This window comes from Bacteroides sp. 3_2_5, assembly GCF_000159855.2.
Lineage (GTDB): Bacteria > Bacteroidota > Bacteroidia > Bacteroidales > Bacteroidaceae > Bacteroides > Bacteroides fragilis.
This window is the reverse complement of sequence record NZ_JH636044.1, coordinates 2,379,390-2,406,380: the sequence shown is the minus strand read 5'-3', so window position 1 is coordinate 2,406,380 and position 26,991 is coordinate 2,379,390. Positions and strand designations below refer to the sequence as shown.

At 41.1% G+C, this 26,991-nt stretch carries 26 protein-coding genes and 3 pseudogenes; 2 read left to right on the top strand and 27 right to left on the bottom strand.

Features of this window, described 5'->3' with window-relative positions; genetic code table 11:
- Positions 1-5: 5 nt before the first annotated feature.
- The 6 genes from BSHG_RS08225 to BSHG_RS08235 form a co-directional block, all read right to left on the bottom strand.
- A complete protein-coding gene (locus BSHG_RS08225) occupies positions 6-4,229 on the bottom strand; it encodes a sacsin N-terminal ATP-binding-like domain-containing protein (RefSeq protein WP_008659834.1) in 4,224 nt (1,407 codons plus the stop codon).
- Positions 4,230-4,415: 186 nt separating this feature from the next.
- A complete protein-coding gene (locus BSHG_RS0220460) occupies positions 4,416-5,837 on the bottom strand; it encodes a hypothetical protein (protein ID WP_008659833.1) in 1,422 nt (473 codons plus the stop codon).
- 254 nt (positions 5,838-6,091) lie between these two features.
- A complete protein-coding gene (locus BSHG_RS23660) occupies positions 6,092-6,619 on the bottom strand; it encodes a DUF6371 domain-containing protein (RefSeq protein ID WP_050447271.1) in 528 nt (175 codons plus the stop codon).
- 4 nt (positions 6,620-6,623) lie between these two features.
- The gene (locus tag BSHG_RS23655; protein WP_050443370.1) at positions 6,624-7,151 is read right to left on the bottom strand and encodes a PG0870-related protein; all 528 of its coding nucleotides are present in this window, start codon (positions 7,149-7,151) and stop codon (positions 6,624-6,626) included.
- A gap of 285 nt (positions 7,152-7,436) precedes the next feature.
- On the bottom strand, positions 7,437-8,459 hold the full coding sequence (locus BSHG_RS08230) for an AAA family ATPase (RefSeq protein ID WP_008659831.1): 1,023 nt from the start codon (positions 8,457-8,459) through the stop codon (positions 7,437-7,439).
- A 2-nt stretch (positions 8,460-8,461) separates the two neighbouring features.
- Positions 8,462-8,833, bottom strand: a complete 372-nt coding sequence (locus BSHG_RS08235) for a helix-turn-helix domain-containing protein (protein ID WP_008659830.1) — start codon at positions 8,831-8,833, stop codon at positions 8,462-8,464.
- Between the two features lie 38 nt (positions 8,834-8,871).
- Here BSHG_RS08235 and BSHG_RS23650 point away from each other — a divergent pair, with 38 nt between their 5' ends.
- Positions 8,872-9,003 (top strand): hypothetical protein, encoded by a 132-nt coding sequence (locus BSHG_RS23650; RefSeq protein WP_255344002.1) that lies wholly within the window; start codon positions 8,872-8,874, stop codon positions 9,001-9,003.
- A gap of 73 nt (positions 9,004-9,076) precedes the next feature.
- On the opposite strand, the gene BSHG_RS08240 is transcribed toward BSHG_RS23650, so the two are convergent.
- The 20 genes and pseudogenes from BSHG_RS08240 to BSHG_RS23500 all read right to left on the bottom strand — a co-directional run.
- Positions 9,077-9,871 carry a hypothetical protein gene (locus BSHG_RS08240; protein WP_008659829.1) on the bottom strand — a complete coding sequence of 265 codons (795 nt, stop codon included), beginning with the start codon at positions 9,869-9,871 and terminating at the stop codon, positions 9,077-9,079.
- Positions 9,872-10,043: 172 nt separating this feature from the next.
- Complete coding sequence (locus tag BSHG_RS08245) at positions 10,044-11,165, bottom strand: tyrosine-type recombinase/integrase (RefSeq protein WP_008659827.1); 1,122 nt, start codon at positions 11,163-11,165, stop codon at positions 10,044-10,046.
- Positions 11,166-11,305: 140 nt separating this feature from the next.
- On the bottom strand, positions 11,306-12,253 hold the full coding sequence (locus BSHG_RS08250; protein ID WP_008659825.1) for a helix-turn-helix domain-containing protein: 948 nt from the start codon (positions 12,251-12,253) through the stop codon (positions 11,306-11,308).
- Positions 12,254-12,642: 389 nt separating this feature from the next.
- Positions 12,643-13,323, bottom strand: a complete 681-nt coding sequence (locus BSHG_RS08255) for a hypothetical protein (protein WP_008659823.1) — start codon at positions 13,321-13,323, stop codon at positions 12,643-12,645.
- A 245-nt stretch (positions 13,324-13,568) separates the two neighbouring features.
- Positions 13,569-14,477, bottom strand: a complete 909-nt coding sequence (locus BSHG_RS08260; RefSeq protein ID WP_008659821.1) for a hypothetical protein — start codon at positions 14,475-14,477, stop codon at positions 13,569-13,571.
- Positions 14,478-14,493: 16 nt separating this feature from the next.
- The gene (locus BSHG_RS08265; RefSeq protein WP_008659820.1) at positions 14,494-15,396 is read right to left on the bottom strand and encodes a hypothetical protein; all 903 of its coding nucleotides are present in this window, start codon (positions 15,394-15,396) and stop codon (positions 14,494-14,496) included.
- 4 nt (positions 15,397-15,400) lie between these two features.
- Positions 15,401-15,847 carry a hypothetical protein gene (locus tag BSHG_RS23525; protein ID WP_232282867.1) on the bottom strand — a complete coding sequence of 149 codons (447 nt, stop codon included), beginning with the start codon at positions 15,845-15,847 and terminating at the stop codon, positions 15,401-15,403.
- Positions 15,844-16,461 (bottom strand): hypothetical protein, encoded by a 618-nt coding sequence (locus tag BSHG_RS23520; protein WP_032497405.1) that lies wholly within the window; start codon positions 16,459-16,461, stop codon positions 15,844-15,846. The genes BSHG_RS23525 and BSHG_RS23520 overlap by 4 nt, the downstream gene beginning before the upstream one ends.
- Before the next feature lie 34 nt (positions 16,462-16,495).
- Entirely contained in the window at positions 16,496-16,876 is a 381-nt protein-coding gene (locus tag BSHG_RS08270; RefSeq protein WP_008659819.1) for a hypothetical protein, read from the bottom strand.
- Complete coding sequence (locus tag BSHG_RS08275; protein WP_008659818.1) at positions 16,873-17,823, bottom strand: hypothetical protein; 951 nt, start codon at positions 17,821-17,823, stop codon at positions 16,873-16,875. The genes BSHG_RS08270 and BSHG_RS08275 overlap by 4 nt, the downstream gene beginning before the upstream one ends.
- 286 nt (positions 17,824-18,109) lie before the next feature.
- Positions 18,110-18,790, bottom strand: coding sequence for a hypothetical protein (locus BSHG_RS08285; protein ID WP_008659806.1), 681 nt, complete (start codon positions 18,788-18,790; stop codon positions 18,110-18,112).
- Positions 18,791-18,901: 111 nt separating this feature from the next.
- Positions 18,902-19,696 carry a hypothetical protein gene (locus tag BSHG_RS08290; RefSeq protein ID WP_032497471.1) on the bottom strand — a complete coding sequence of 265 codons (795 nt, stop codon included), beginning with the start codon at positions 19,694-19,696 and terminating at the stop codon, positions 18,902-18,904.
- 146 nt (positions 19,697-19,842) lie between these two features.
- A complete protein-coding gene (locus tag BSHG_RS08295) occupies positions 19,843-20,496 on the bottom strand; it encodes a hypothetical protein (protein ID WP_226776812.1) in 654 nt (217 codons plus the stop codon).
- Positions 20,497-20,826: 330 nt separating this feature from the next.
- Complete coding sequence (locus BSHG_RS23515) at positions 20,827-21,153, bottom strand: hypothetical protein (RefSeq protein WP_008659797.1); 327 nt, start codon at positions 21,151-21,153, stop codon at positions 20,827-20,829.
- Between the two features lie 21 nt (positions 21,154-21,174).
- The gene (locus BSHG_RS0220430) at positions 21,175-21,906 is read right to left on the bottom strand and encodes a toxin-antitoxin system YwqK family antitoxin (RefSeq protein ID WP_226776807.1); all 732 of its coding nucleotides are present in this window, start codon (positions 21,904-21,906) and stop codon (positions 21,175-21,177) included.
- Positions 21,907-21,999: 93 nt separating this feature from the next.
- Positions 22,000-22,239: a hypothetical protein gene (locus BSHG_RS23510; protein WP_226776804.1), complete on the bottom strand. Its 240-nt coding sequence runs from the start codon at positions 22,237-22,239 to the stop codon at positions 22,000-22,002.
- Between the two features lie 291 nt (positions 22,240-22,530).
- On the bottom strand, positions 22,531-23,208 hold the full coding sequence (locus BSHG_RS08300) for a TetR/AcrR family transcriptional regulator (RefSeq protein ID WP_008659796.1): 678 nt from the start codon (positions 23,206-23,208) through the stop codon (positions 22,531-22,533).
- 694 nt (positions 23,209-23,902) lie between these two features.
- Positions 23,903-24,181 (bottom strand): hypothetical protein, encoded by a 279-nt coding sequence (locus tag BSHG_RS23505; protein WP_008659795.1) that lies wholly within the window; start codon positions 24,179-24,181, stop codon positions 23,903-23,905.
- Between the two features lie 207 nt (positions 24,182-24,388).
- Positions 24,389-25,441 carry a hypothetical protein gene (locus BSHG_RS08305; RefSeq protein ID WP_008659794.1) on the bottom strand — a complete coding sequence of 351 codons (1,053 nt, stop codon included), beginning with the start codon at positions 25,439-25,441 and terminating at the stop codon, positions 24,389-24,391.
- A 109-nt stretch (positions 25,442-25,550) separates the two neighbouring features.
- Positions 25,551-25,869: pseudogene (locus BSHG_RS23500) on the bottom strand (mobilization protein); the annotation flags it as partial.
- Between the two features lie 50 nt (positions 25,870-25,919).
- On the opposite strand from BSHG_RS23500, the pseudogene BSHG_RS23495 reads away from it, so the two are divergent.
- A pseudogene (locus BSHG_RS23495) lies at positions 25,920-26,171 on the top strand (IS982 family transposase); the annotation flags it as partial.
- Positions 26,172-26,202: 31 nt separating this feature from the next.
- Here BSHG_RS23495 and BSHG_RS0220420 read toward each other — a convergent pair.
- Positions 26,203-26,654, bottom strand: a pseudogene (locus BSHG_RS0220420) (bifunctional DNA primase/helicase); the annotation flags it as partial.
- Positions 26,655-26,991: the final 337 nt, after the last annotated feature.

The following is a 26,991-nucleotide window of genomic DNA, read 5'->3' as shown; positions in this document are numbered from 1 at the left end:
TTCATTTAATCAATGTATGTAGTACCAACTTCAGGAACTTTCAAATCATTTATAGGTGCCTCAAACTCATCCCTCATTTTTCCTGTCTCTTCATACTCTTTCAAAGCAACAGAATAGCCTTCTGTACTTCTAATCAATGGTATGTTTCTAGCTGAATTGTACATATTGGATATTTGGGGGATGTTTTGATCACATACCTCTTTAATAGACTGAACACACTCCTTTATTTCCTTTGGAACAAAATTAAATGGGAGCAGTTTATCAAAGCCATGTGGCATATTATTTCCGAAATCGAAACTAATGGATGAATATTCTTTGCTCACAGCAGCAAGCGTTAGTAATGCCGCTCTATTCATATCAGCCATTTCATTATCTATCTCAATGTTGACATTTCTAACAGGAAGTGCATACAGAGGAATACACTGAAGTCCTGTAGTGGTCAAAACGAACAAGAGAGAATTTTTGCATGAAAGTAATTGCCAGTCATACCAGTTAAGGTCAAAATATCTATATTGAGGGCCTTTGTAACTATGCACAACTATTGGTATCTCATTGCCATCTTTGTCTGAGATACCATACAATTGACTATAAGAGTGTTTGCATATTTTCTCAGAATCAAACTGATAGCCACTATCGTGTTTATCATTCAGCTCTCTGAAATATTTTACCACTCTATCCTTGGCTTCACTAACATATTTTTCTATTTCTTCAAGCGAAAGACCTGCATACTGAGCTTGATCAGCCTTCACATTTAGAATCTGACCTTCGAAATTTTCTACGTTTTCTATTTCATAAGTCTTCGGGACTAATACTAAATCCATCGAATCTTCACCTCCTATAGGTGTATCTTCATCTATAACAGTAGGCTCCTCACCAGAAATCTTGCTTATGAAGTCTTTGAGCTTTTCAATCTTGCCATCAGGACAACCCCTCAATATTTTACTTACTTCACAGAGGTCTTCAACAGTATTATTGTTCAGTATGTCATTAATAGCTTGGAGCTTTTCATCTCCATGCTGAATAATAGATCCAACCAAATCGAGAGTCTTACCTTCGCCAAGAGAGCCAACTATAAGAGCATTCTTCTTTTCTGAGTAATACTTCATTATTTTGCCCAATTCCTTGTGTGATGAGCATAATTTTCCTACAGCGAATATCAGAGCAGCAAAGTCTTTATCTTGTTTGTCACCTTCATATTTTTCAATCTTCTCATCAAGATATTCACCTACCTCTTCGATTGTAACAGGGTTCGTTTCGAGATATGATGTATACGCTGCATCCAAATTATACAGTTGTTCTTTATAGTCAAACGCAACATGCTTATTGTTCGCTACGAGTTCTATTAGCTCATTGGGAATATTTTCATCCTTCCTAATATCCTGAAAACGGCAGAAATCAGAATTTTGGTTCAACCATATACCATATCCGTTATCTGAATCAGTAATAATAGTCCAATATTTCTTACTTTTATAGGAATGAAGAAATTCGATTAGACTATCCACCCATTCTATCAAATCTTTGTCTGTATAATCAACAAAACCGTCTGAAAGTTCTTTCAATCCTGCCAGATTCACAGACTCAGCTATAGTTTTGCATAACTTTTTCAGATAATATTCTTGAGCAAACCCCCAGTTAAATCCCGTGCTTTGGTCTACATAAGCTATCTTTGGTATTGAATCTCCAAATACAGTCTTGACAAATCCGTAAAGTTTAGTTTCTTGAGACTCTGAATCTTCCGATCTCTTGATTATCGATATAGCATGTTTTGAAATGACATCTCTAATGTTGCCACTACTTTTGTCGAATACGTCCTCCTTAATGTATTTATAAACCTCATTGAGAGTGAGAGGGTTATGCTTTTCATAGCCACTAATAGAACGATGCAGAAGAACATGTCTGTATTTATCATTGGTGTTTTCAACATTCAAGGCATAATCAGCAAGATCTTTAAACACCTCCTCTATATCGTCATCATATCTCAAATAATTTAGACTCTTCAAATCAAGTTGTTGATTAGGGAAGATACATTTATCCTTAATCAAATCACCTTTCGAGTTATCTCTGTAAAACTGAATGTACTCATTCAGCCAATTCAATGTATCTTCTATACTTTTAGGTTCTTTGAAATAAGTCTTCGATAAGTTATCTACAGTTTTTTTATCTGCAATATATCTGTAATTGTCGTTAAACCAATATATATCAGCTTCTCGCCATAGATCTCGATTATCTACAGCTATAGGTGAAAATGGGTTATTTCTTCCATCTGCATTACTGAAATTATACAATTGTTTTCTATACGAAACGTATTCTGAATCATCAATACCTTTTGGATACAATTCTATAATATTGTAGGCCAAATAAAAATTCGCATAATAACTTTTTCCATCCGAAATGTAAGTATCTTTAGAAGTTATCTTTTTATTGAACCATTCAATAATATCCTTGAGTGCGAAAACTTTTAGAGAATTGCCAAATACCGCAGAATTTATTGAATAGTTGAGTATCTTACTGTTTATGGTTGATGGCATGACCTTGTTATATAGATCCATTAATTTTGAAGGTATTGGTTCGGAGTTGTCGGAACTCAATTCCTCTAACTTCATGAATGTACCTTCCATATTAGGGATGATAGAATATTTATCAAAGTCATTCAGACAATTCTGCTCTATTAAGAAGCTATAAACGTCATTCAGCCAATTGTATATTTCGGCTTCGCTTTTGTTCAGTTGTGAGCATAGCTGACTTACTGATTTAGCAGATTCTAAATCAGTAAGAAAATCATCTTTCTCATATTTTAAATCAGCATTCCATGTAGAATATTCAGGTCGTAATACATCGAGCCAACCTTGTAAATGCTCCTTTTTAGGCAATTGTCCACGACCTAAATAAAAACCATCAACCAAGTCGAAGAACTTTTCATTGGTGGATTTTGCATTTGATTCGCCATATCCGGCAAATGAAGGAACTGATATTTCACTGAGCTCATATACGCCGTTTTTCGTTTCAGTCAATGGCTGCGAAAGCAGCTGCCTTCTCCATTCAGATTGAAGATCTTTTATCCAAGGTAAAGCAACGCGTTCATCATATGCCACTTCAGGTTCGGGTCTTCTTGAAAAAGCGAGCAAATACCTATTGGTTGCATTATGTGCAATCAGCCATTCATTGAATTTAATTGCAGTATCTACAGCATGCTCAATTATTGTACGGTTATCCTTAGCTTCTTCATTGTCTTCTCCATTTAGTGGAATATTATCACGTTTTTCCGTAGGACATAATCTAAAGCCATTAAGTGTGAATGGAAAATAGAATTTTTCAGAACCAATCAATGGAAAATCACGATATAAGACTGGCTGTTTGCTATCTCTCTTTATCAATTCATACCCATCTTCTGTTTGCTTTATCTCAATAGTAAGGGCTACTTCTTCTGTGATGTATGACAAATACATTTTTACAGTATCATTGATGCTGATCTTTGAAAAAGTGACATTATCGTCTAACTCGACAGAGTTACACTTATATATAACATCAGATTTGCTTATTCTATCAATGACATGTACCTGTTTTATTTTCTTAGATTGTGTGACAAGGGTTATCGGTAGAGTGTTTACCAAGTCTTTTAATCCAGCTTGTGCAGATTCTAACTTTTCGACAGAAGTTAGATGATAAGTAAAAACTGTGTCATAATCACCCTCTTCACGATTTGCTTCATAATCTGTTATTTCATCAAAATGACGTTCAGGCTCATAAAAAACGCTTTCAACTTCTTTTATACGAGGCATCAATTCCTCAGAACTTCTACCGCTACGATCCAATGAAAGTGTAAACTTCCTATAAGTATCATAGTTTAGCACACCATCGACATCTATTACATCAGACAATAGATGAGTACAGATAAATCCTGTTCCGAACTTGCCTGTAGTCTCTTCATCACTATTTAGAGAGTCCTTCGAACTGACTTGTCTAATAAGACCAGTAATATTTTTAATACCAAATGGATTCCCGTTGTGTCTAAATTGTAACTCGTTTTCGGAGATTAGTTCAATTTCTACAGAAACTTTGCCGTACTTGTTTGGAATATCCTTTGCATTTTGCATAAGTTCCCATACCCAACGTTTTGCGGAAGACGCTGGGTTGTTGCGAATGGCAGATAGAATCTGTCTGATTTTATCTGCTGCTTGCTTGTAGGTAGCATTGTCAAATGCTTCTCTTGCTGATATTTTGTCGCTCATATTAATTCCTGTTGTACATATTCTAAATTGTCATTATTTGGCTACAAATATATAGAAAGATTCGCAGACTCACATGTAAAAGGTTGAGAATCTGCGAATGACAACTGATTATTAAACACTTGACAAGGTATACTTGTGCTTTATGCACACAGAGGATGTTTGTTTGGTAGAGTTTATCGTCTCTTTTTAACACCATAACCATTTCTTCTCTTTTCTCTCCACGGCAAATCCGATTGCGAGCCGCCTCCGCCAGTACCCACATGAGCCTGTGCCGGTCCACCGCTTGCCAACATAAAAGCAGCCCCAAGCAATTAATTGAGCTTGCGCTACACTCACTTGCTCTTGCGGTTCAAAAACCGCATTGACAAATTCCTCGTCCGTCAGTTCGCCACGCAAATGTCGTTGGGCTGTTTCGTATGATATGCCGTATTTCACATCATCAAAAAGTTCATTCCCGACTTTCGTCCAGATATGCAGGGAGGGATGAAGATAGTTCGGCACATGGATATGGGTAAGCTCTGCTCCCGAAGAGAGACGGTAACGCTGTGGATAAGCCAACCTGTCAAGACATGCGATTTGCCTATCCTTCTCTTCGGCTTCCTTGCGAAGATGAGCCATTTCCGATTGCAGCCTTTTGATGGTGGCTTCAAGGCTTGCCTGCCTTTCGGACGCTTGCCCTAACTGTGAGCGGTACTCCTGTTCCATCGCTTTTATCCTGCGCACCATATCTGCCAACCGCTTTTTTAGAGCGGCATTCTCCTTTTCCGTCTCTGCAAACTGCCCTTTTCCGGTCAGCCTGGCCAATCCCGACAGGATGGTATTGCCGTTCTCCCGGTTCGCCTTGTTCTGCTTCCGTGCAATCTCATTATCCAGTTCCGCACCGATTTTCTCACGGACCTGGTTCTCGTGGTCGAGGCTTTTCTTCCTGTTGTCGGCTTCTTCCACTTCCCGCTTCTGTTTGGCGATGATGAAATCCGTGCGTTCCAGATGAGCCTTGCCGGTTTCCTCCTTTCGGGTGCCGCGTTCCATTTCAAGGCATTCAGCCACCATGTCCTGCATCAGGCTCATGTCTGCCTTGCCGAGTTTGCAGGATTTGCCTGTCTCATGGTTCATCCAGTCCCACACGATATGGGCGTGGCAGTTCGGCTTCCATGTGGAACTGTTGCCCGGTATGCCGTAATGCCCCTCGTCCAAGTGTATAAAGATTTGCAGGGCGGTAATGCCCCAACGCTCGTGGCAGCGGTCGCAATACTTCCGAAGCTGGTCAATGGTCGTGTCGGCTTTGCACACCACCACACTTTCACGAAGCGGAGAACTGCCACTGACGACTTTTGTCTTGCCGGTTTTCTTGTTGGTGACTGTCCGCTCCCTGGTCTGCATCGCACGTCCAGTTTTCTCTTTTACCATCCGGGCGATTTCGTTATAATAGGCGGTCAGGTCTTTACCCTCCATGAGCGGTGAGACCCATGACGAGTTCTGTGGTGTAAGGTCGGTACGGATGTAGAATTTCTCCTTGCCGATGTGTTTGAGATATTCGCGTGTGCGCCTGTTGTGCGCCTCGCTGCTGCCTATGTTGCAAGGCTTGATATGGTCTGATGTCTGTGCCATTTTATTCGGTTTTGAGTGAAACGAATCGATAAGGTTCTTAGGACAGTTTCCTAAGCGGAGTTTCCAAAGAGAGGGTCACTCTTTGGTCGGGTTGCATAGGGCTGAAAGTCCTTGCCGGGTTCTCAGGGTAGCACCCTGAGTGGGTCATTAAGGCAAAGCCATAATCCCCTCGGGAGAGCCCACAACTACGAAAGCGGAGCGTGTAGTTATAGTGGGCTATATGAGCGGCAAGCCTTACAACCGGCCAGCCGGGTTTACCCGTCGTCCACGACCGGAACGAGACCGAAGGTGTCTATCAATGTTTGCAGGACGGGATTACGTTCCGTCATTTCCTGAATCATCCTCCGCACCCTTGCAAGCGGTGTGTCCTCATGGTATCGCCGGAGTGACTGCCATTCACGGAGAACCAAGCCCGCTATGTCTATTTTCGCCAGACGGTCGGCTTCCGTGGCGTTCTGCTCCAGCACGTCCGATACTTTGGCATTGCGGCAGAATGTGAAAGCCTTTACACATTCCGTCCATTCATGATAACCGTCCATATCGGGAAAGAATACCACGGTACGGTTGGCAAGCACTTTCATCTTGTCAACAGACAACTGGCTCTTTCCTCCTGTGGCAAGCCACACACAATCGGGATATTGTACGGAGCAGACGAGGGCGGTCTTCTCCGATTCCACCACAGCCACCACCTTGTCCTGATTTGCCGGTAGTGACAGCAGGTGTTCGCCAAACAGACATTGGGCAAGTGTCCAATCCTGATTGAACACACCCTGTTTTTTCAACAGGCTATGCACCCCAGTTCACGCCCTTGTCCTTGATGCGGTGTCCGCCCTCCTTGTTGTAGGGGATAATCTTTCCGCCACGCACACGGTTGTCCCTGTCAATCTGCCAGAAAATGGTCGCCCCGTTCCGGGTCGCTCCCATGCGGTAATCATCCAGCACACGTTTCAAGACAGCCTCATTGTCTTTTTGCAGGGAAAAGAGAAACTGTGCCAGATGGCTGTTGTCGCTCCGTGAACGTGTGACATATTCCATCGGTATGGTATCAATGGGGGTGTTGCTATGGTTGCCTTTTCTGATAGCCTTGCTCGGGAATGGCCGTGTTTCGGGCATATCCTTGTCAGGATGGTCCTTGAAATAGTCCTTTGGCGGATAATGATAGCCGCATCCGCTCTCATGGTCACACCTTCCCACAGACTTGTCAAGCGGATTTCCGTTCTCGTCCACATAGTAGGTGAAACATCTTGGCCGCCCGCATTTGGGGCAGGTATGACGGCTGCTGCGGTTCTTGTATTTTTCCAACTGATACATCATGTCACATTTCTTTATTCGTTATTGAACTTTGTTGTCCCTGTGTCCCACTTTTACACCCCGTGCCGGGTGGGATGGCTGGGACAGTGGGACACTGTGGGACAGCGCATGGATGCAAGATTTTACCAGATTTATTCAGTATCTCTATGATTGTTTCCACTCCTTTGGGGTTTACAGGGGGATTTTGACGAGTGTCCCATCTTGTCCCACCTGTCCCATGTGTCCTCAACCGTCCACGGTGTCCTGCCGTCTCATAGGGGAAAGGTGGGACACCGGGACACGGTAGCATCATTGCTTGCAATACCTCTCGACCGTGGTCTTGGAAATGCCGAGTTTCTCTCCGATTGCACGGTAGGACATCCCCTGCGAGTGAAGTGTACGGGCTTCATTCCTCATCCTGCCACGTTCCTCTTCCGTTATCTCCTTGAGGTGTGCGGATTCAGCGGCATGGCCGAGCGTGACGAACCGCAGAAAATCGTCCGCTTTCTCAATAGCACACACAATCACGTTGTTACTGCCATACTCGAAGTTGCCGTACCTCACCTTGAGCTGCTTGATATACCGCAGGTTCTCATCTTTCGCACTCTTGCCGATGGCAAACACGTTGTCAAAGAAGTTGTAGAGTTTCTTGCTTCCTGCAAGGTCGTTCTGCGTTATCGGCATATTCAGCTGTCTCTTGGGCGTGTGCGCCAGTATCAGGATTGAAAGTCCATACTTGCGTTTCAGTTCCATCAGCCTTGACATCAGCCTGCCGGCATCCTCGCCCTTTTCCGAAGTCATGCAGAGATAGGACAGATTGTCAATGATAAGGGTCTTGCACCCCATTTTCACGGACAACTGCTCGATTTCCATAATCAACGCGTTCTCGAAATCGTCCTGCGGACAGAGACAGTCCCTCGCAATCTCCACCCGGTACAGGTCATCCGGGAAACGGTGGCATTGTCCTGTGGCCTCATTGGTATAGCGCAACTGGAACTGCTTGTCCGAAAGTTCGAAATCAAAGTAGAGGACTTTACGCTCTTCCGCAATGGCAGCCGCAATCTGCACGGCATAGATGGACTTGCCGAGATTGCTATCCGCAAAAAGGCAGCACACTTCTCCTTGATACCACAACGTGAGCCACAGGGGGACAGGGTTCGGTCGGTTGGCTGCTTCTTGAATGGTCAAGTTGGCGGTCTTGACGGAAAACATACCGCTTTGTGCCGGTATGTTTTCCGCCTGTTGCCTTTGGCTATCCAGTTCCGCACCGATGGCGGCTATCACATTGAAAGGCCGCTCCCGGATGTTGTCATTCTTCTCTCCGGTTTCCATGGCTACCAGTTTCGGTTGTAGGGTTTACGCCTGTTGGAGGCAAGGACAGCCGCGTTTTCTTCCTCCACGGTCAGCGGTACGGGATTCTTGCGGTTGCACTCCAGCCATTTGTCCAGTTCATCCTGATAGAGTACATACCGTTTGCCGGGTTTTGTGGCCGGAATGGTGTCGTTGCCCAATTTCATATAAAGGGTGCGCAGCGGTATCTTCAGATACTCGGCAGCATCTTCCACCGACATCGGTCGGTGGGTGTTCTCCTTGCGCTGCCCGTTCTCTTTTTGCAGACTGGTGAGCATCTGCCTCATGCCGATTACCTCGTCCCGAAGCCCGGCCACGACTTGCGGAAGGTCGTTGAATGTAAGTCCGTTTTCCATATTCATAAAATTTTGATGCTGCAAAGGAATGTTATGATATGGTTGTGATTCAGACCATTGACGGTAATCGTCAGATAATCGTATTATCAAGGAATGACAGGCAATATAAGGGAGGAAAGACACTCTGGACAGTCTGCGGGCGACTGGTTATGGATGCCAATCATACATAATGGCATATAACGGTATAGGGAAGCCCGAGACGGACTTCCCTGTACGGATTGCCAAAAATGTATGTGGGATTTTCTATGAATGGAAGATATAGTTGTCTGTATGCAGGGGCTTGTCCAACTTGATGTGCCCCTTGTCCGGCTCGCTGGTCAGACTTCTGGCCAGTGACGTGAGTTCTATGTCGGCAAGTTCATTCGGAAACAGTCTCTTGATAAATCCGGCCTGTACCTGCACCGAATATCCGTTCTCAAACCCGAGCCGTGCGCCGATGTTCCACACGAAATGTTTGAAGTCAACAGTCCTCAGCCGGTCTTTCGGGTTGGAAACAGGTTTCAGTCTGATGGCTTTGGGGCTATGTAGAGGATTGTCGCACCATGTCCTGACCTCATTACAGAGCTGGGCAAGATTCTCTTCCGTGGTGAATGGTGCCATCTTCCTGTTGACATATCCCAATACGGATGTGGCAAGTTCTTCCCGGGCCTCCTGTTTTTGCCGTTCGAAATCCGCGCAATAGGACTGGTATTGCTCCTGACTTAAAACTGGGGTTGGAGTGGTTGGCTGTTCAGCAACCGTTTCGGACAAAGTCATACCGGCTTCGGGCTTCGCCTCCAATACCCCGACGGTGGCAGTCTTCTTCTTTGGGAGGCATATCGCCAGCAGATCTGCAAGCAGGTATTGGCACAATACGAGGTACAGCAGCCATAACAGGCCGTTGCAGCCCAAAAAGGAAACGGTCTTTACAAAGGTGTCCCCTCCGAAATCCGCACCAATTCGGGTAGACGCCATCAATGATACGGCAAGTATGACGATGCCGGGCAAGCCATAAAAGAGGCAGTTCTCAGTATTGACAATCGTGTTATGATTCTTCATTGTTCTACGGATTTTTGCGCCTTGTCAGCGGTTGTTTACTGCAAAATTATAATGAAACCTGCTATACCGCCCCCAAAAATTGCAGGTAAAGGCAAATATTTACGGAAAATTACGCTTATAGTATGATTTCATACTCAAAATCATACTATAAGCCGGTGAAAAGCCGTGTTTTTCATTCTGCGGCACGTTTCAAGGTAATCCGGTTGGCCGCTTCCTTCTTCCTGCTGTTCACACTGTCAAGATAACGTTGCGTGGTGGCGAGGTTCTTGTGCCCGACAAGTTCCTGCACGGTTCTGGAGTCCGTCCCGGCATCGAGTTGTAGCGAGCAGAAAGTGTGCCTTGCCCCGTGAAAGGTCAGTTTTTTGGTAATGCCTGCCGCCTTTATCCATTTCTTGAACGGGGCCTGTGTCATGCTGTCCTTGAACCCCGGAAATACCAGACCTTCCCTGCTGCCGTCTATCAGTTGCAGGGCTTCCTCGCCAATGGGGTTGTAGATTATCTGCTTGGTCTTCTGCATACGGGTGGTGATGTAGAGCGTCCCGTCCGCTTCCGGCTGTATCATTTCCCACGAGAAAGTCTTTACATCGCTCTTTCTCAACCCAGTCAGGCAGGAGAAAAGGAAGGCGGTCTTCAAAACAGGTATCTCACAAGGGGTTTCCGCGACCCTGGCAAGTTCCTCTGCGGAAAGCCCCACCTTGTCGGATGGGATGGTCTGCACCCGCTCCAGATACGGGCAGGGGTTCTCCTTTATCTTCCTGTCCCGGTGGGCGGTGTGAAGCGTTCCGAGGAATGCCGACCAATAACTGGCGATGGTATTGGTGTGCAGCTTGCGTTTCTGATGGATGGCCTGCGGTGTGCTGCGCAGGTATTCCAGAAACTTGTTGCACAGTTCCACGGTCACTTCCCCGAATGTGCATTTGCCTCCCACGAAGCGGTCAAAGTGCAGGAATGCCTGTTCGTAACGGGAGTTCTTCTTGCTTGCGTAGGTCTTGAAGTAATCGATGAAACTGCCGTTCAGCTTGTTCCTGTCAAAGAACTCGTAACGCTCGTTTACGATTTCCTCGTACCTGCGGCAGCGCAGGGCTTCCGCCTTTTCAGTCAGCCGTGCGTTGTAGTCCTTTTCCCGTTGTGTCTTCGGGTGGGCGTAGATGTAGATGCCGAGCGATTCGTGGCGCATCACCTTGTTGGTGGCCTCGTCCCGGTAGCCGGGATAATAGTCGAGGAAGTAGGACAGCATCTTGCCGCCCTTGATTTTCCGTGTGTATAGGTTCACGGTCTTGCAAATGTTTGCCATAATTTTTTCTTTCTTTTTGATGGATATTACTTGGTGGAGCTTTTCTCCACGGTGCAAAGGAACCGAATGATATGCCGTTGATGCCTGTCATTGACGGTAATTGACAGATAAACGTGCCGTCAATGGGAATTTGCCGACGGCTACAGCCTTTTGGCGGCTCTTTCCGCCATCGCACGTTCCACATCGCAACGGAGCAAGAAGTTTCTGATACCCACTTTCCGCTTTCCGATGCCGTGTACCTTGACGATGCGGTGGATGTTGGCCTTGGAAAGTCCGTATTTTTCCGACACGTCTTCCACGGTGCAATAGTTCTCGTCCTCTGTCAGGTCAATTCGGCGCAACTCGTCAAGGTGTGTCTTCGAATAATAAAGGATGCCGTATTCCTTTTTGGTGGGAATGCCATGTCTGTAGGCATAGGCATGGATGGCTTTCGATTTCATGCCGAACACCTCAAACACCTGTTCCGTGGTGAGCCAGTCCGTGATGGCGGCAATGTCCGTGGTCAGACCGAGACACTCCTCCACATGGCTTTTGCTGTAATAGTTCTTACCCGCAATTTTACAGATGGGGATTTGGTTGCGCTTAGCGGTGGTGTAAAGCCATGACTTCTTTACCTTATAAATGGAAAGGACTTCCTCACCGGAAATGTAGGAGAGGATTTCTTCGGAAGCCGGTACAGCGGCTTGTCTCTCCTTGCCGGACTTCTTTTGACCGGTGGCAGTGTCCAGCTTCGGACGGGTACCGGGCATCACCCTATTATAAGGGTTGTCCTCCAGCATCTTTTCGATGTCGGCCCTGCGTATGAACGCCATGCGGTTGCTGATGCGCGAGGCTCGCAGCCTGCCTTGTGCCACGAGCTTGTAAATGTACTGGCGTGAGCATCCCATGAGGATTGCCGCCTTTGAAAAGGTGAGATACTCCTGATACTGTATCTCTAAAACTGGTTCTACGGCATTGAGCAAATCCTGCTGCCGTTTCTTCTTCGCTTTCTTGGCTTCGTCAGCACAACGCACGGAGCAGTATTTCCGCATACCGCTGTTGGTTGTGAACGCTCTGCCGCAAAATACACATTTCTTGGTTGTCTTCATTCTTCCCTTTTTTGATATTTCACACTCTTTTCGTGTATTCTATCGGGAAGTGAACATAGGTCAACCGTTGTCGTCTGTTGTAAACCGGGTAAATATCTGTGGCAGTCTTCGCATTTTTCTCTGCCGTTTGTCGCCTTTGGTAAACGGTTGTAAACCGATGTCAACAGGCTTCGATTTTGTAGCAATAAAAAATCCCGTACATTCACCGCGATAGAAATACGTCACAAAAATATGCGGAAAATGGCGGAACAACAAATAAGGTGTGTGAAGTGTTAAATTTTAAATAGTATTGATATTTAATAGTTTAGTTGCAGGTAATTCTCGTTGTTTGCAGGTGGTTACGCATATCTAAATACATATTTTATATCATAATAAGGTACTACTATCCTTTATGGCAAATATTTTTTCAGCAAATTGTTTACATCAAGTGCTTTTGTCAATACCACAACATACAAATTACCATTATGTAGATTAAAAACTAATTCAGCGTCAACCCTATTGTTGTCTATACCAAGATTATAGGAAAGCCCTACCTCTGAACTATTGTTCAAAGCTATGTCTATTCGATTTGCTGATACTTCGTACTTAACGGTAGTTGTCGATTCACTAATTTTATTTTTAATCTGCCCTTTAATATATAATTTCACCTTATTTAGAGAACTATAGGGCATTGAGTAGACATTGTAAAAAGAAGTTATCTGAACACTCACGCTATAAGGTTCAGGAGCTATTAAATTTGGAAAAAAAGAATTAGGAAATGATATGGGAGTATTTGTAACTTCCACTATATCTTCCACATGGTGAAATAACGGATCAACACGCCCCAGATTTACCAAATCCAGACAAGAATCCTTATATACGCATTCATACTCTATAAAACTACCGTCGTTGTAGACTTCTGAATGCTCCGAAATAGAAGCACGCTCAATCGCAACAACTTTGGTTATATCAAAAGTTGGATTAACTACTCTATTTAATCTACCTTGTGCCATGTAGTTAAGAATAAAAAATGATATCATTGCTAATGCAATTGATAATCCGAGAATTTTTAGAATAATGCTTATCTTCATTGTATAGCACTTCTTTTGATGGAACAATAAGCGTCACACTTGCCGGTGCAAACACCTTAGTTGAGTTTCTTATTGATGATTCCTTGCTGTAACCCCCCTATTGTTAATGTATAGCCATATTGGGTATAACCATCATCATGCCTGCTAACACTGGTAATCCGTCAAAGTTATGTGACCTCATACCCATTTTATAGGAACAGTAAAATAAATAATCATACAGAATCATAACCCATTATTATTTCAATTTAAACGTTTACCTTACTTCTGTATTTCTCAAATTCCGGTATGTCCGGCAACTCCTCTTCTTCCATGTATAGTTGTATGAAACGTGCAAAACGCCTGGCCTTATCCAGATCACCGGGCATCAAGGAGACTCCACTTAACAGACTGGATGAATTGGCATTGGAAATTATTATATCCGCTGCAAGCCGTGAACTATGCCTATAATAACGAATCGTGAGTTCAGTCTGACTATAAGGTATCGTTTCTTTTTTATGCAACAGAAGTCGTCCCGGTATCGTTACGGTTTTGGAAACACGATCAAAAACAATCCGCCGCCACGGCTGTAGAATGGCACTTATTCCTGCTGTCAGGATAATCAAGTACAGCTCAAGAAGCAGTAATATACTTCCATAATCTTCAGTTGTAAGGTTTGAAGGAATTAAACCGGCGCAAACCGAAACTAAAAATACAAAAAGCCAGATCAGGAAAATCACCATTCTCATCGAGATGCCGTCATTATCAATAACAATCTGTTTGTCATCACACCGGCTTAAATATTCAGGCTCTACCGGAATCCCTGAAGAATCCGGTAACCATTGCGCGTTTCCCGTACTTTCGCCATTTTTCAAAGGTATCCAGACGGTCAGATTCCGGGCTTCTTTAAACAGCAAATACATGCACAGGCAAATCCACCCGTTAATGGTTATCAATCCAAGTATGATATTGGTGAAGGTGTTACGTATATCTGACCCCGTGACAAATACAAGTAATGGAAAGAAAGATATGAATATTCCCCACAATATGATATGGGATTTGCATATACGCCACCTTTCTTTTCTCCTTTCCTTTCTCCACTCGGCCTCTCTACGCTTGACATCGGCTATGATTTCACGCCTCGATTGCTTGTTGCTCTTTTTTTTCTGCTTTTTCATGTCACCTGTTTTTCTGTCATAGTCTGTTTATATTGATTTCTTCCTGTATTTGCCTGAAAGTTTCAAATTCGGGATAGTTTGATAAATCTTCTTCAGTCATATAAGCTTGAATCAAACGGGCAAAACAATACCCGTTTGTACGCCCGGCAAACTGCAAAGAAACTTCACCAACAAGATGCTGGTAATTGGCTATGACTACGCCATCAATTCCTCGGAGAGCATCCTGCCCAAAGGAAATCACCGCTTTTTGAAATGGTATCGTTTCTTCTTTATGGATTAGCCAACGGCGAGGAATAGTGATTGTCTTCTTTTCTCGGTCAAAGACAATTGTCCTTCGGGGGGATAAAAGCATCGGTATTCCCAATATCAATACAATCGTATAAGCGTAAACAATTAGAAAATTATCTACGAAATTATTATTTCCGTCTCTAAAGGGAAACATTTCCAATAGAGCAAGTAAAACAAAAGCCAAAAGACAAGTCAAAAACACTCCAACTTTATCATGATTACTTGCATCAATCACTATTCTTTTCTCATCGAATTGTTTAAATACATCAATATATTTATACACCCATTCATCTCGGAAATCAAAACAACCATAATGTCCAAATTCGTCATTGTTAATAAGAGGAATTTTTGGGAAAACTTTAGGAGCTACTTTGTAAAATATCAATACTAACCAAAAGCAAAATCCTAATATTGTAACACCTACAGATAAAGTCAAGTTGGTTATTGTTGCTATCTCACAGATAAAGCAAGCCGCAAAAAATGAACCACAGAATGATAGACTCGCACACAGAGCGAAAAAACAGCCTACAATTTTCCATTTTTTCGCATCATGTTGCACTGCTTTATTTAATGCCTGAATTTCATCAAGCCAGTGTTGATATTCATTTTTATATTCTTTATGGCTTTTCATTGTATTATTGCTTTTCAGCCTCTTTCCGTAGTTTGTTTATTCTCATTTCCTCTTGTATCTGTTTGAAAGCTTCAAATTCAGGATGATTTGATAAATCGTCTTCAGTCATATAAGCTTGAATCAAACGAGCAAAACAATACCCGTTTGTACGACCAGCAAACTGCAAAGAAACTCCCTTGACGAGGTGTTTGTAATTAGCTATTACTATTTCCTCATCTCCCTTAAATGATTTTTTATCTACTTTAGCACCAAATGTAATAACGGCATCATAAAACGGTATAGTTTCCGCTTTGTGTATCTTCCAACGCGGAGGAATGGTGATTGTTTTCTTTTCCCGGTCGAAGATAACTGTTCGTCGGGGGGATAAAACGGAAAGTAGTGCTAATAGAATAAAAATTGCATAAACAGATGCTAATGCCATATTGCTTGCAAACGAGAGTTTATTTATCATGACGTTATCATTATTTGTAATAATACACCTCGCTCATCCAGAATTCTGTGATAAACAGTATAAGCTTGAGTAGTCCCCCAGATATCTCCATCTAATAGGTTGTCATATACTTTAGGATAGAAATCAAATAATGCCAATGTTATCAAAATTGCAATATACAAAATTGCTGCACCATTTCGAGTCGGGGAGGTTGCATCTATGATGATTTTCTTGTCATCAAACTGCTTAAATACCTCTATATTTTCACTAACCCATTTATTTCCGAAATCGAAACAACCATAATACTTAAGTTGGACGTTATTGATAAGAGGAATTTTAGGATATATCTTGGGGATTATTAAATAAAGTATCATAATAAGCCAAACAGAAGTAATAACTAACATCATTACTACCGAAAGAGCAAGATTAGTGATTGTTGCCGTTTCAAAAAGAGAACAGGTGACAAAAAATACAGCACAAAATGATAAACTAACGCATAATGCCATAATGAAAAAAATCTTTTTCCATTTCCGTTCTTCCCTTTGTTCTGCCTCTTTTCCTACTTGAACCTCATCAGCCCATTGATGATACTTATTAAGAGAATGTTTATGACCTTTCATTGTTTTTTGTTCCATAATTTCCAATTTTTCTTTGTATGGTGAAATGAATTTATGAAAAAATAGTCGACACTCCTTCATATATTATCATCCATAGGATAAATATTATAAACCCGGAATATATAATGTTTAGGATTATACTACCGATTACTCCCCATAAATAGTCTTTACGTGCATCTTTGATTACTTCGTCCCAACGGATATAGGGCATTTCCTTTTTCTTCTTTTCTGTCAGATTTTCCTTCAGAGCGGTGTAATCATTAGCTTGAGTCTCATACATTACTATTGTACCAATACCGAGTAGCGGCATAGTAAAAATTACACAGAATGCATGCCAAAGAGAATGACATTGAATTACGAAAAGCAAAGTCATGATTGTTGCATTCGTATGGCTCCATATTTTTACCAACTTATATGCACTTTCTGGTTTCATATCATCTTATAACGTTGAATCATCTCATTCAGCTCTTCATTTGAGATAGTAATATCCGACTTTGATTTGCAAATTTCCTTTGTAATATTGCCTTTTCCGTCATATTCTAATGTAGTGACCGATTTATTTTCAGGCGAGACGGAAACACTTCTAACCTTTTTTCCTTTTATCTGATAGATGCTATCAACTGTAATAATTCCGTTTTTTACTGATTCTCTTACTTTAATATCAAAGCCATTGGCCGTATAATTGGTGATTTTATTCTGCGGCTTCTGATTTTCATCGAATGTAATCTCAATGGTTTTGCCATTATCTATGTATCGTTTTACAGCATATGAAGTATCTGTATTGATGCGGTAATAAATAATTGTCGTATCTGCAATAACTTCTTTAAGCCCATATGTTTCGACAACTTCACCGCTATTAAAATCCCTCTTTATTATTTTGATTAAATCACCTTTATCATCATAATAATAATTTGATTCTATATTTATGTTTTCCTCTTCATCAGTAATTGGGAATCCGGAAAGTGTATAGTTTTCTCTTTCCACCAGTGGCTTCGATTGTGTTGCATCCGTATAAGTACGCATACGAAACTTAATGGTATCATTATTTTTGAGTGTATAATACTTTTCAAAAGTTTTACCTTTGATTACTGTTGATATTTCATTGGGAGATAAATCATCAGTCTCTGTAATCATGTACGTATCATTATCCGGGTAGTTATATCTTTGAGTAATTTCAACAGCCCGTCCCGAAATATATGCTCCATTCTCCAGAAATTGTGATTGTTGTTTGATAAGAACCTCGGCCAAGCGTCCATCTTTACCATAACTGTTTGTATAGCTGTACGTTGTTATGGTATCAAATTTTTCTTGTACCTTAGATTGCCCACAGGTGCTAAAGAGTACAAGCATTCCATATAAAAGACTATATATCGTTTTCATTTCAGATATAGTTTATAGTTTGACTTCTGCTGTTACATTATCATTTATTCTTAGCTCGAATTGACACCCTCGATTTCCGTATTTTGCATAATGGCCGTCCCATTCGTTCCAACCTTTCCGGTTGAATGGGACAGCACGACGATGTGTACAACCCATTTGCACGCAGACAAATACTCCCATAACGATAAATGTTTTAAGTTTCATGTTACGTTGATTTATAGTTCTGTATTCCCATATCTCTTACTGTTTCTTCGTTGTTCTACATAATAAGGTACTATACTATCCTTTATGGCAAATATTTTTTCAGCAAATTGTTTACATCAAGTGCTTTTGTCAATACCACAACATACAACTTACCATTATGTAGATTAAAAACTAATTCAGCGTCAGTCCTATTGTTGTCTATACCAATATTATAGGAAAGCCCTACCTCTGGACTATTGTTCAAAGCTATGTCTATTCGATTTGCTGATACTTCGTACTTAACGGTAGTTGTCGACTCACTAATTTTATTTTTAATCTGCCCTTTAATATATAATTTTACCTTATTTAGAGAGCTATAGGGCATTGAGTAGACATTGTAAAAAGAAGTTATCTGAATACTCACGCTATAAGGTTCAGCAGCTATTAAATATGGAAAAAAAGAATTAGGAAATGGTATGGGAGTATTTGTAACTTCCACTATATCTTCCACATGATGAAATAACGAATCAACACGCCCCAGATTTACCAAATCCAGACAAGAATCCTTATATACGCATTCATACTCTATAAAACGACCGTCGTTGTAGACTTCTGAATGCTCCGAAATAGAAGCACGCTCAATAGCAACAACTTTGGTTATATCAAAAGTTGGATTAACTATTCTATTTAATCTACTTCGTGCCAGGTAGTTAAGAATAAAAAATGATATTATTGCTAATGCAATTGATAATCCGAGAATTTTTAGAATAATGCTTATCTTCATTATAGTACTTCTTTTGCTGGAACAATAAGCGTCACACTTGCCAATGCAAACACCTTAGTTGAGTTTCTTATTAATAATTCCTTGCTGTAAACCTTCTATTCTCTTGCTGTTTCATTCTCCATTCACATATTTTTCATATTCAGGGCCATCATAGGGAGGGTCACCAATACCACGTGAATTAATGGCGGCATTAAAACTTTCAATATCAGTGCCATCATTCGATTTTCTAATCATGTAAGTATAGTATTTTTCCTTTCGGTGAATAGGTGCTTTTGTATAGTCCCAGTCATACAAATCACAGAAATAAAGCAGTGGGAACGGGTCGTTACTAAATTTTAAATTCGTTTTTTTTAAGAATTGGTCAATATGCATCCCTCTACCCAAAACAGCACCATCGACAATGATTTTGCCCGTGAAATAATGACGGGGACAACGGTTTCTTAGCCATTTTATATTGTCTTCACTGATAGCTCCCCGCAACTCTATATTCCAATCGATAAGTATTCCGTTAACAGGAGAACTATCTTTTCCGCTTTCATCCAATGAAGTCATAGTAAGCCCTATAGAGTCCCAAATATAAATTCCGGGCTCTGCAAGACGTTCGTATTGTCCGAAAATCTCACACAGTTTTCCAATTGTCATTCCCGGCATAAACGATTTGCCATTGTAAGTCATGGTAGTATCCGTAAAAATAAACAAGTGCTTGGTGTTTACCCCTTCCTTCTCGTAATCAATAGGCGGTTGGGGTTTGGCAACGGCTTTATGTTCTTCCAGAAACCGGTCCACTTTACCTATCAGGTTATCAATTCCATTCAATAACTGATCATTGGTAGAAGCACAACTGTTGCACGAAGAAAGGGTGAACAGGGAACCAATACAGAACAATATTTTTATAGACTTCATCATTTCTATTTTTATATAATTAAAATTTCCATTTCCAATTATTATATCCTGCATATAAATTGAGAGAATAGATATAAAAAACAATTGTACCGTAACGATATTTTTTTAAAGTTTCATGTTATTATTGATTTAATAAAACGTCTTGTACATTATTTATCACATATTTTGCCGTCAGATCCGATTTGATAGCTACCTAATTTCTCTTTATAGACCTCTTCTTTAGTATTGTCCGTTTCATTGTATACTGTTTCTGCGCTGAATCTCTCAATATTGAACGCTGTATCTATACGGAATGAAACTCTACCGTTATCGTTTGATTCGCCTACCTCTAAATGGTCAATTATTTCACCTCGTTCGGCATCAACGGTCACGAGCAGATAGTAGTCGTTGTCTCCTAAGGACAGGCAAAGCAATACCGGAAGAATATTCTTATTCCTGAACGGAAGCGTATGGCACATATGAAATTCCATACCCTCGAATCCGAGTGTTTTTAAGAAAGAGATCAAACTATCGGCAGGTTGATATCCCGGATTTTCTTGTCCATAGTTATAATAGCCGAGGAATGAAACAGGCAAGGGTATTGCCACATTCTTCGCATCATCTGGTAATACCAGTAACTTATTCAGTGCAAGATACGGTGTACCGTCAATCTCTATCACGTTCAGTTTGTCCTGTGATGTCTTCTGACATGAAGGCAAGTTGGTTTCCGAACTGGTATTCCCGGTTCTTTGTTTGGACGCATTGTTACATCCCGTAAACGCACAAGCTGCCGATAAGGCTGCAATCATTATAATCTTGTTCATATTCTATAGGTTAAATTGTTATATAAAAATCTCCTGTTCACTCTTTGGCTCGCTCTTTGTATGTCGTTTTCGTTCCTGCAACTCATGGTAGTATCGCACGATTTCATCATCCTTATGCCTCTCATAAAAATTAGAATCTCTTTCGTCATATAAAATGTAATCCTTTGTTTTGCACCCGATATAATCGGCATCGGGCTCTGTCCCCAGATTATAACTTATGGAAATCTTCCATTTATCAGGACTTCCTTCCATGCTGCGGACAATGCCAATAGATCCTATATAGGTTTCATTACCGTTACATTCTACATGAACTTGATTCTCTAAATAAAATTACCGGGTAGCACAGGTGTTTTTCGAAAATCCCATATAGTAGAATGTTATATCTCCTTGCTTCTTTAAATCAACTAAAGACACGCCTGCTGTGTCGTAATAGTTTATCATCATCTTCATGCGCTCCAAAGTATCCTTAGGAGGATGTGCCACCAATATATCCTCGGTATAGATATAGATACTGTCTGTTCCTCTTGGGTTTACCAATCTTTTACCGTCATTTATGTGGATAAACGGAGGTTGCAATACGTTGGAATAAAAGAGTCCAATACTTCCAACAATGATTACGGATATCAGTATCAATCTGACAGTCTTTTTATATCTCATGCTTTTCTGCTTTTTAATCATTTACTCTTTGTTACCCTCCGAATCATATCTTTCAATAGTATTCCAACCTCCGCCCTTGCGCTCGGCAACCGATTTGAGCTTGCCGTTAGCGTAATACTCCTTGCGATAGACCTCGCTATCAGCTTCACAACAACCCTCCTCCCGCAACTCTCCGGTATCAAAGTAACGTTTATATGCTCCTTCACGTTGACCGTTCTTGAAAGTATATTCCGATTTGCATTTGCCTGATCCAAAATAGAATTCCTTTGTCACTCCGTTCAATTTGCCATTGAGGTAGTTTGACGACTTTTCAGGAGTGCCGTCAGTGAAATAAGTAATCTCTTCTCCGTTCTTTTCATCATTTTTGTAGGTGGTGGACTTTTCGGGCTTGCCGCCTTTACCATATCTAATCCAGACACCCTCTTTTTTGCCGTCTTTATAGCTACTTTTGCTACGGGGCTTGCCGTCTTTCCACGTTTCGATCCACTGACCGTCGGGCAAGCCGTTCTTATAGAAACTGATGCGGATCACATCACCTACGTTGCCCGACAAATGTTCAGTCCATTTGCCATCGCGTTTACCGTCTTTATAACATTCGTCGAGCGTCAGAGTGCCGTCGCTGCCGTATCGGCGGTCATAACCATCTTCAATTCCTAACTTATAGACTTTTTCTGTTTCAACTTTGCCGTTCGAGTGATATGTCCTGCTCACGCCATCCACTTTGCCGTCTATAAACGTTCGCTCACTTTGCACGGTCTGTCCGTCACCATAATAGTGCTTATATAATCCATCCCTGTTTCCCTCTTTGTAATGGCACTCTTCAAGTAGTTTGTTCTCTTTGAAATGTCAGTAATTGCCATGATACATGCCATCCTTAAAGTCAGCGAGAATGTACTCCGAGTGATAGCCGTCAATCAGGCGGTGAGAGCCGTTGAGCGGGGTCTTTTCTTCATTGTTCAGGCGAAAGAGCATTCGGCCATCCCCATAGTTGATAACGGTGATTTCTTCTATCTGGTAAACCTTTTCCTGTGCCGTACTCGTAAGTACAATTACTCCAGAAAGGAGTAGTAACATAATTTTCTTCATGCTTTTTTTGTTTTATTACTCAATCGACAAAAGTAGCATAAATAGATTATAAGAAATATATTTTGCTTATAAATATGATATACATTTTAATTATTATTAGGATTCGAACCAAATAAATTTACATGTATTTTGGATGGTTACACCATTAAAATATCCGTCAATCTATTGATTTATAATTGAATATTATTTTGCATAAATCCTTCTAAAAATGGAAATATGATTATTCCAATCGCATTGTGAGAAAAAAATATAGTCATATAAAATATGGCTATATAAAAAGTAGTGCCGTGGTTACTTTGAGAGCAACACTTTTAAGTCATTCTTGCTAATGCCCATGTATTTGCATATCTTTAGCTCGCTTATGCCGTCAGCCAGCATTTGCCGGACTGCATTTCTGTCTCTTTCATACGCTTCCAATCTATTGAAAATGGTATCAGTCAAGAAGTCTATTCCCTCTGAAAAGGCTTTTTCTCCTTCCGGGGTATTAAAGTCTATCGTGCAGATTTTGGCACACTCCTTATGAAGTATCAAATAGTAAATTCCTCCGATTAGGATTGCGGCGATGCTTTTAATATTGACTTTTGCAGGTTTAAACAGCGTTTCATAGTATGTAATCAAATTAAGGTTCATAATGTCCCGCGTTTCCGCCGTTCTTTTTGTGGTATCATTGACGACTGACATTTCGTAAAGCAACAGCTTTTGCATAACAGGATTATCAGACAAGTTCCTGAAGAGTGTCTTGAATGTTTCAGCGAAGAACTTTTTAGGTCCCAATACATTCAAGTTGGAAATATCGATGGCATTGTTCATCCAGAAGTCATATTGCTTGGCAAGTCTGTCATAGAGATTATCCATCGAACCGTATCTTCTATAGAATACGTTGGCTTCCATTCCTGCGGCCTTTGTCAAAGTACTTAGATTGACATTGCCGAAGCCCTGTTCCGCCACAAGTTTTTCGAGTTCGGACATCACATCCCTGTCTAATTGTTCATTGGTTCGTCTGTTTCGATTTTTTTCTCTTCCTGCTTCATTCTTATATCATATTTATACCGGCTATATCCGCTTTTCTATAGATGGTTTTGTTGCAAATATAGGTGTTTTACACTTTACAAGCAATATATTGGTGATAAAGATAATGCCAATAGTGGCTTGATATTTAGATAATAGACTAATTAATTTGCTTATTTATTCTTTCAATCATACTTGTATTATGGTATTTTAGATTTTTATCGGTTTGGCCTAACCGATTGAAGAATAAACTTTTAGCGAATTATTTGAGAAATAGAGGTAACGATTTAGCAACTGTGCGAATTTCAGCGTTTTGCGTTGCTATGCTGTTAAATAACTCTTTCATTTGCAAAAATGATAGTTTCCCCCGAAAGTACAAACTATCGCAATTTTATAAAATCGGCTGGCAAAAAAAGAAAATCATTCGTCCTATTCACAAGTTGGCATATCAAGAACGTTGTCCGCTTTGTCATTCTGTTACCGGGATTTGTCCGCATGGGTGCGGATCTGCCCCGGTCAGTAAGGCACTCAATATCATTTTGTCGTGACAAGCAGGTACTTTTTAGAGTGTAATGCTCCGATATAGCTTTCTTTTTGCTTTTTATATGTACAAAGGTCAGAAGCCCCCAGCGAAAACCCCGCCGGAGGCTTTTATTTATTGTTTACATTCAGTTTCTTTTGTGATGTCTTCTGAACCGGATTTCCAATCAATAAATTTATAACTGACCACTAAAGAGTCTTTACCGAATTTTATGAATAAGTCTTTTCCCTTGTAGGGGTCAATGTCGAGGAATTGATACTCAACGTCTATTTCGTAACGGATGCCGGGCATCGAATCCTCTTCATTCACAAAATACGATTCTCCCAACAGATTCAGTATTTCCCTGTAAGTCATCCCTACCTTCAGACGGTTATTTACCAAATCGTCAATCATGAACTATCTGGAATAATAATGGCCGTCCCATTCGTCCCAACTTTTCCGGTTGAATGGGATAGCACGACGATGTGTACAACCCATTTGCACGCAGACAAACAGGAATAACACAAATACAAAAACGGGAGTGCTTATATTTCCAGTTGGCATTATGCTCATGTTTTTCATACACTTGACAACTTGATTTATGTATAAATAAGTTTGCATTCAACGGGTAATTTCATTATCTGACTCCCATCGGAGTTTTTTTGTTTTCTTTATTATATTTCCTTGTTCATCATATTCTGAAATTTCAAGTGTTATGGTGCCATTATAGTCAGAATTATAAATGTGCTTAACTTTTTTGTTTCCTTCATAATAGATACTGTCGGTTGAGTAGCCTGTATTTCTTAAAGTATGATTGACGTTTACCCTCAGTCCGTTTTCTTCATACTCTGTTTCTTTATTGACTAAAGTCATACCATTGTCAAACTCTTCCTTAATTTTCTTTTTTCCGATCGTGTATTCCTTCATCACTCTATCAAGTACACCGTTTAAGGTAATCCGAGAGATTAAGGTATCATTGACAGTTTGTTTCAATGAACATTCGATGTTTTGTTTGTAATCGGAAGAAGGGACAAGATTAACAGCTTCCTTATAATCCGTATCATTAAATTTATAGGTTTCTTCTCTTTCCCCGGTGTTCAAGTCATGACGGATTTTCTTGGTTTTATTTCCATTATTGTCATAGTAGTAGTATTCCTCATATCTTGAGTCAGAAAAGGGGTCATCTCCTAATATTATAATACTTTTTTTATACTTAGGTTTATTCTTATCATAATAGAGGGAAAAAGAATAACTAAATGTATCCTTATTATTTTCCAATACAAGTTCTTCTATGCTATTTTCAGTATATCTCATTGTTTTTAGCAATGATCCTGACAAGGGCTCCTCTACGGTATAGCAGTAAGAATCATTATCATAACTATATGTCTTTGTAAAATTATTTGTCGCTGCCAAGATCCCTTTATCTTTATTGTCTCCAAAATAGAGATAGTCATATTCACTACCCTGTGCAGTTAGAATCCTGTTGTTTTCATCGTAAACATTAACATATTCGATAATATTAACAGAATTATAGCCTTCCGGCTGTTTACTATTCTTGCAGCCCGATAAAAGTAATACACTACCTAAAAAAAATAAAATTATTCTATCCATTACTTCAAAAAACAATTCCCAATTTGTATGATTGTTTACATCTTCTTTATAATGATAATCCATTATCTTGAAATGTTTATCCCTTTCTTTATCCTGTATAATTACAAATATATAAAAAGTGCGGTACACCACGAACGGCACACCGCACTTTTTTCGGTAAATCGGACGGGATTTAACATTTATAGCCCCCCCTGCCTTTCCTTCGTAGCTGCATGGGGTGGTGTATGCTCTGCCTTAGCTTGTCGAATTGCTCCTTGAACCACTAGGCAATGGGCTTTCGGTCGATGGCAAGAAGCAATTTAGTCCCGTCCGTCAGGGCTTTCAGCACTTGCCCTCACCTTTTCGGTCTTGAATTTCCGCTTGTGTTCCTCCGAATAGAGTTCCCCTGCGTATTCCAACGGTTTTCCCTTGACGAACGTTGCTGTCTGCCCATCGCTGAACCCGACAAGGCGGCAGAGGTTCTTGATACGGAGTATTTCACGAAAATAGGGAATTTCATAATATATATTCCCTATTTTTACAATCTGTTTTTAATTCATATATGCACAATATATATACAATATTCGCAAAATTTAGCGACATCCACAAGCTGTTTACAGGGAATTTGATCAATGGGCAAGGAAATTTACCTCAGTGTGGGGTCGTTCCCTGATTTTCTTATTTGGAAGTGGTTGCTCTCAACATGGCTTCCGGATCCATTGGTATTAACAGCGAATCCCTTTTATTTGTTAAGTTGAGAGAGTATCATTCAGAGATTCCTCATTTGATATCCCGTCGGCAATATAATGACAGATGAAAATTTACGGCATCTCTCTGTTCTACCATTCGTGAAAAGATGGCAGAATCCATTGTTCTTCCACGACGGTTATGCTCTTCGCTTCATCGTTGGCGCATTTTATCAAATCCGCAATTCTGTCTATCACTACCAGATGCCACCATATTGATAATGGTATTTGTCCAAACTCTGGATAATGGAAAGCAAGCACTCTTTCCGGCTCATTCCCGTAAGGTAATACGCCTTAAACCATTCCAGTATCGACTCACGTCTGCAACGACGCAGCAGGTTGATGATATTCTTATACAGCTGCACTTCGCTCTGCTCCATGTCATAGAACAGGACTGCCTTGTTCTTGCTGTTTTCGTGGAGCGTAACGCTCAGCGCATCCACATCCGTTCCGGAAGAACGGATAGCACCGACAATCAACGCCGCCACATAGTTACTTTTTCCCGTGCCTTCTCCGCCGGTGACACAAAGCAGATTGCCTTGAGTTCCGAGAGACATGCCCCCGCCGAGCCTTATGTCCACCGGATGCCCGATTTCCTTACCGACAGACAGCGCATCCCGCCCTAACTAAGCGAAATGCCCCAAAGCATCAGCATCAAAGAGGCAATGGATACACTCGACGGCAAGCTCGTCATCGGAGGTGTCCCCAAGCCCGGCAACAAGGACGATCCCGATTCTGATCAGCCCGAAAAGTCCAAACCCAAGCTGAAGTTATAGTCCCTATAAGCCATAAAATAACCCCACTCTGCCAACTTCCCACGAAGCGGCGAAGTGGGGTTTATATTATCATATAACCGAAATTTACTCCGTAACGTTAACGTACGGTAAA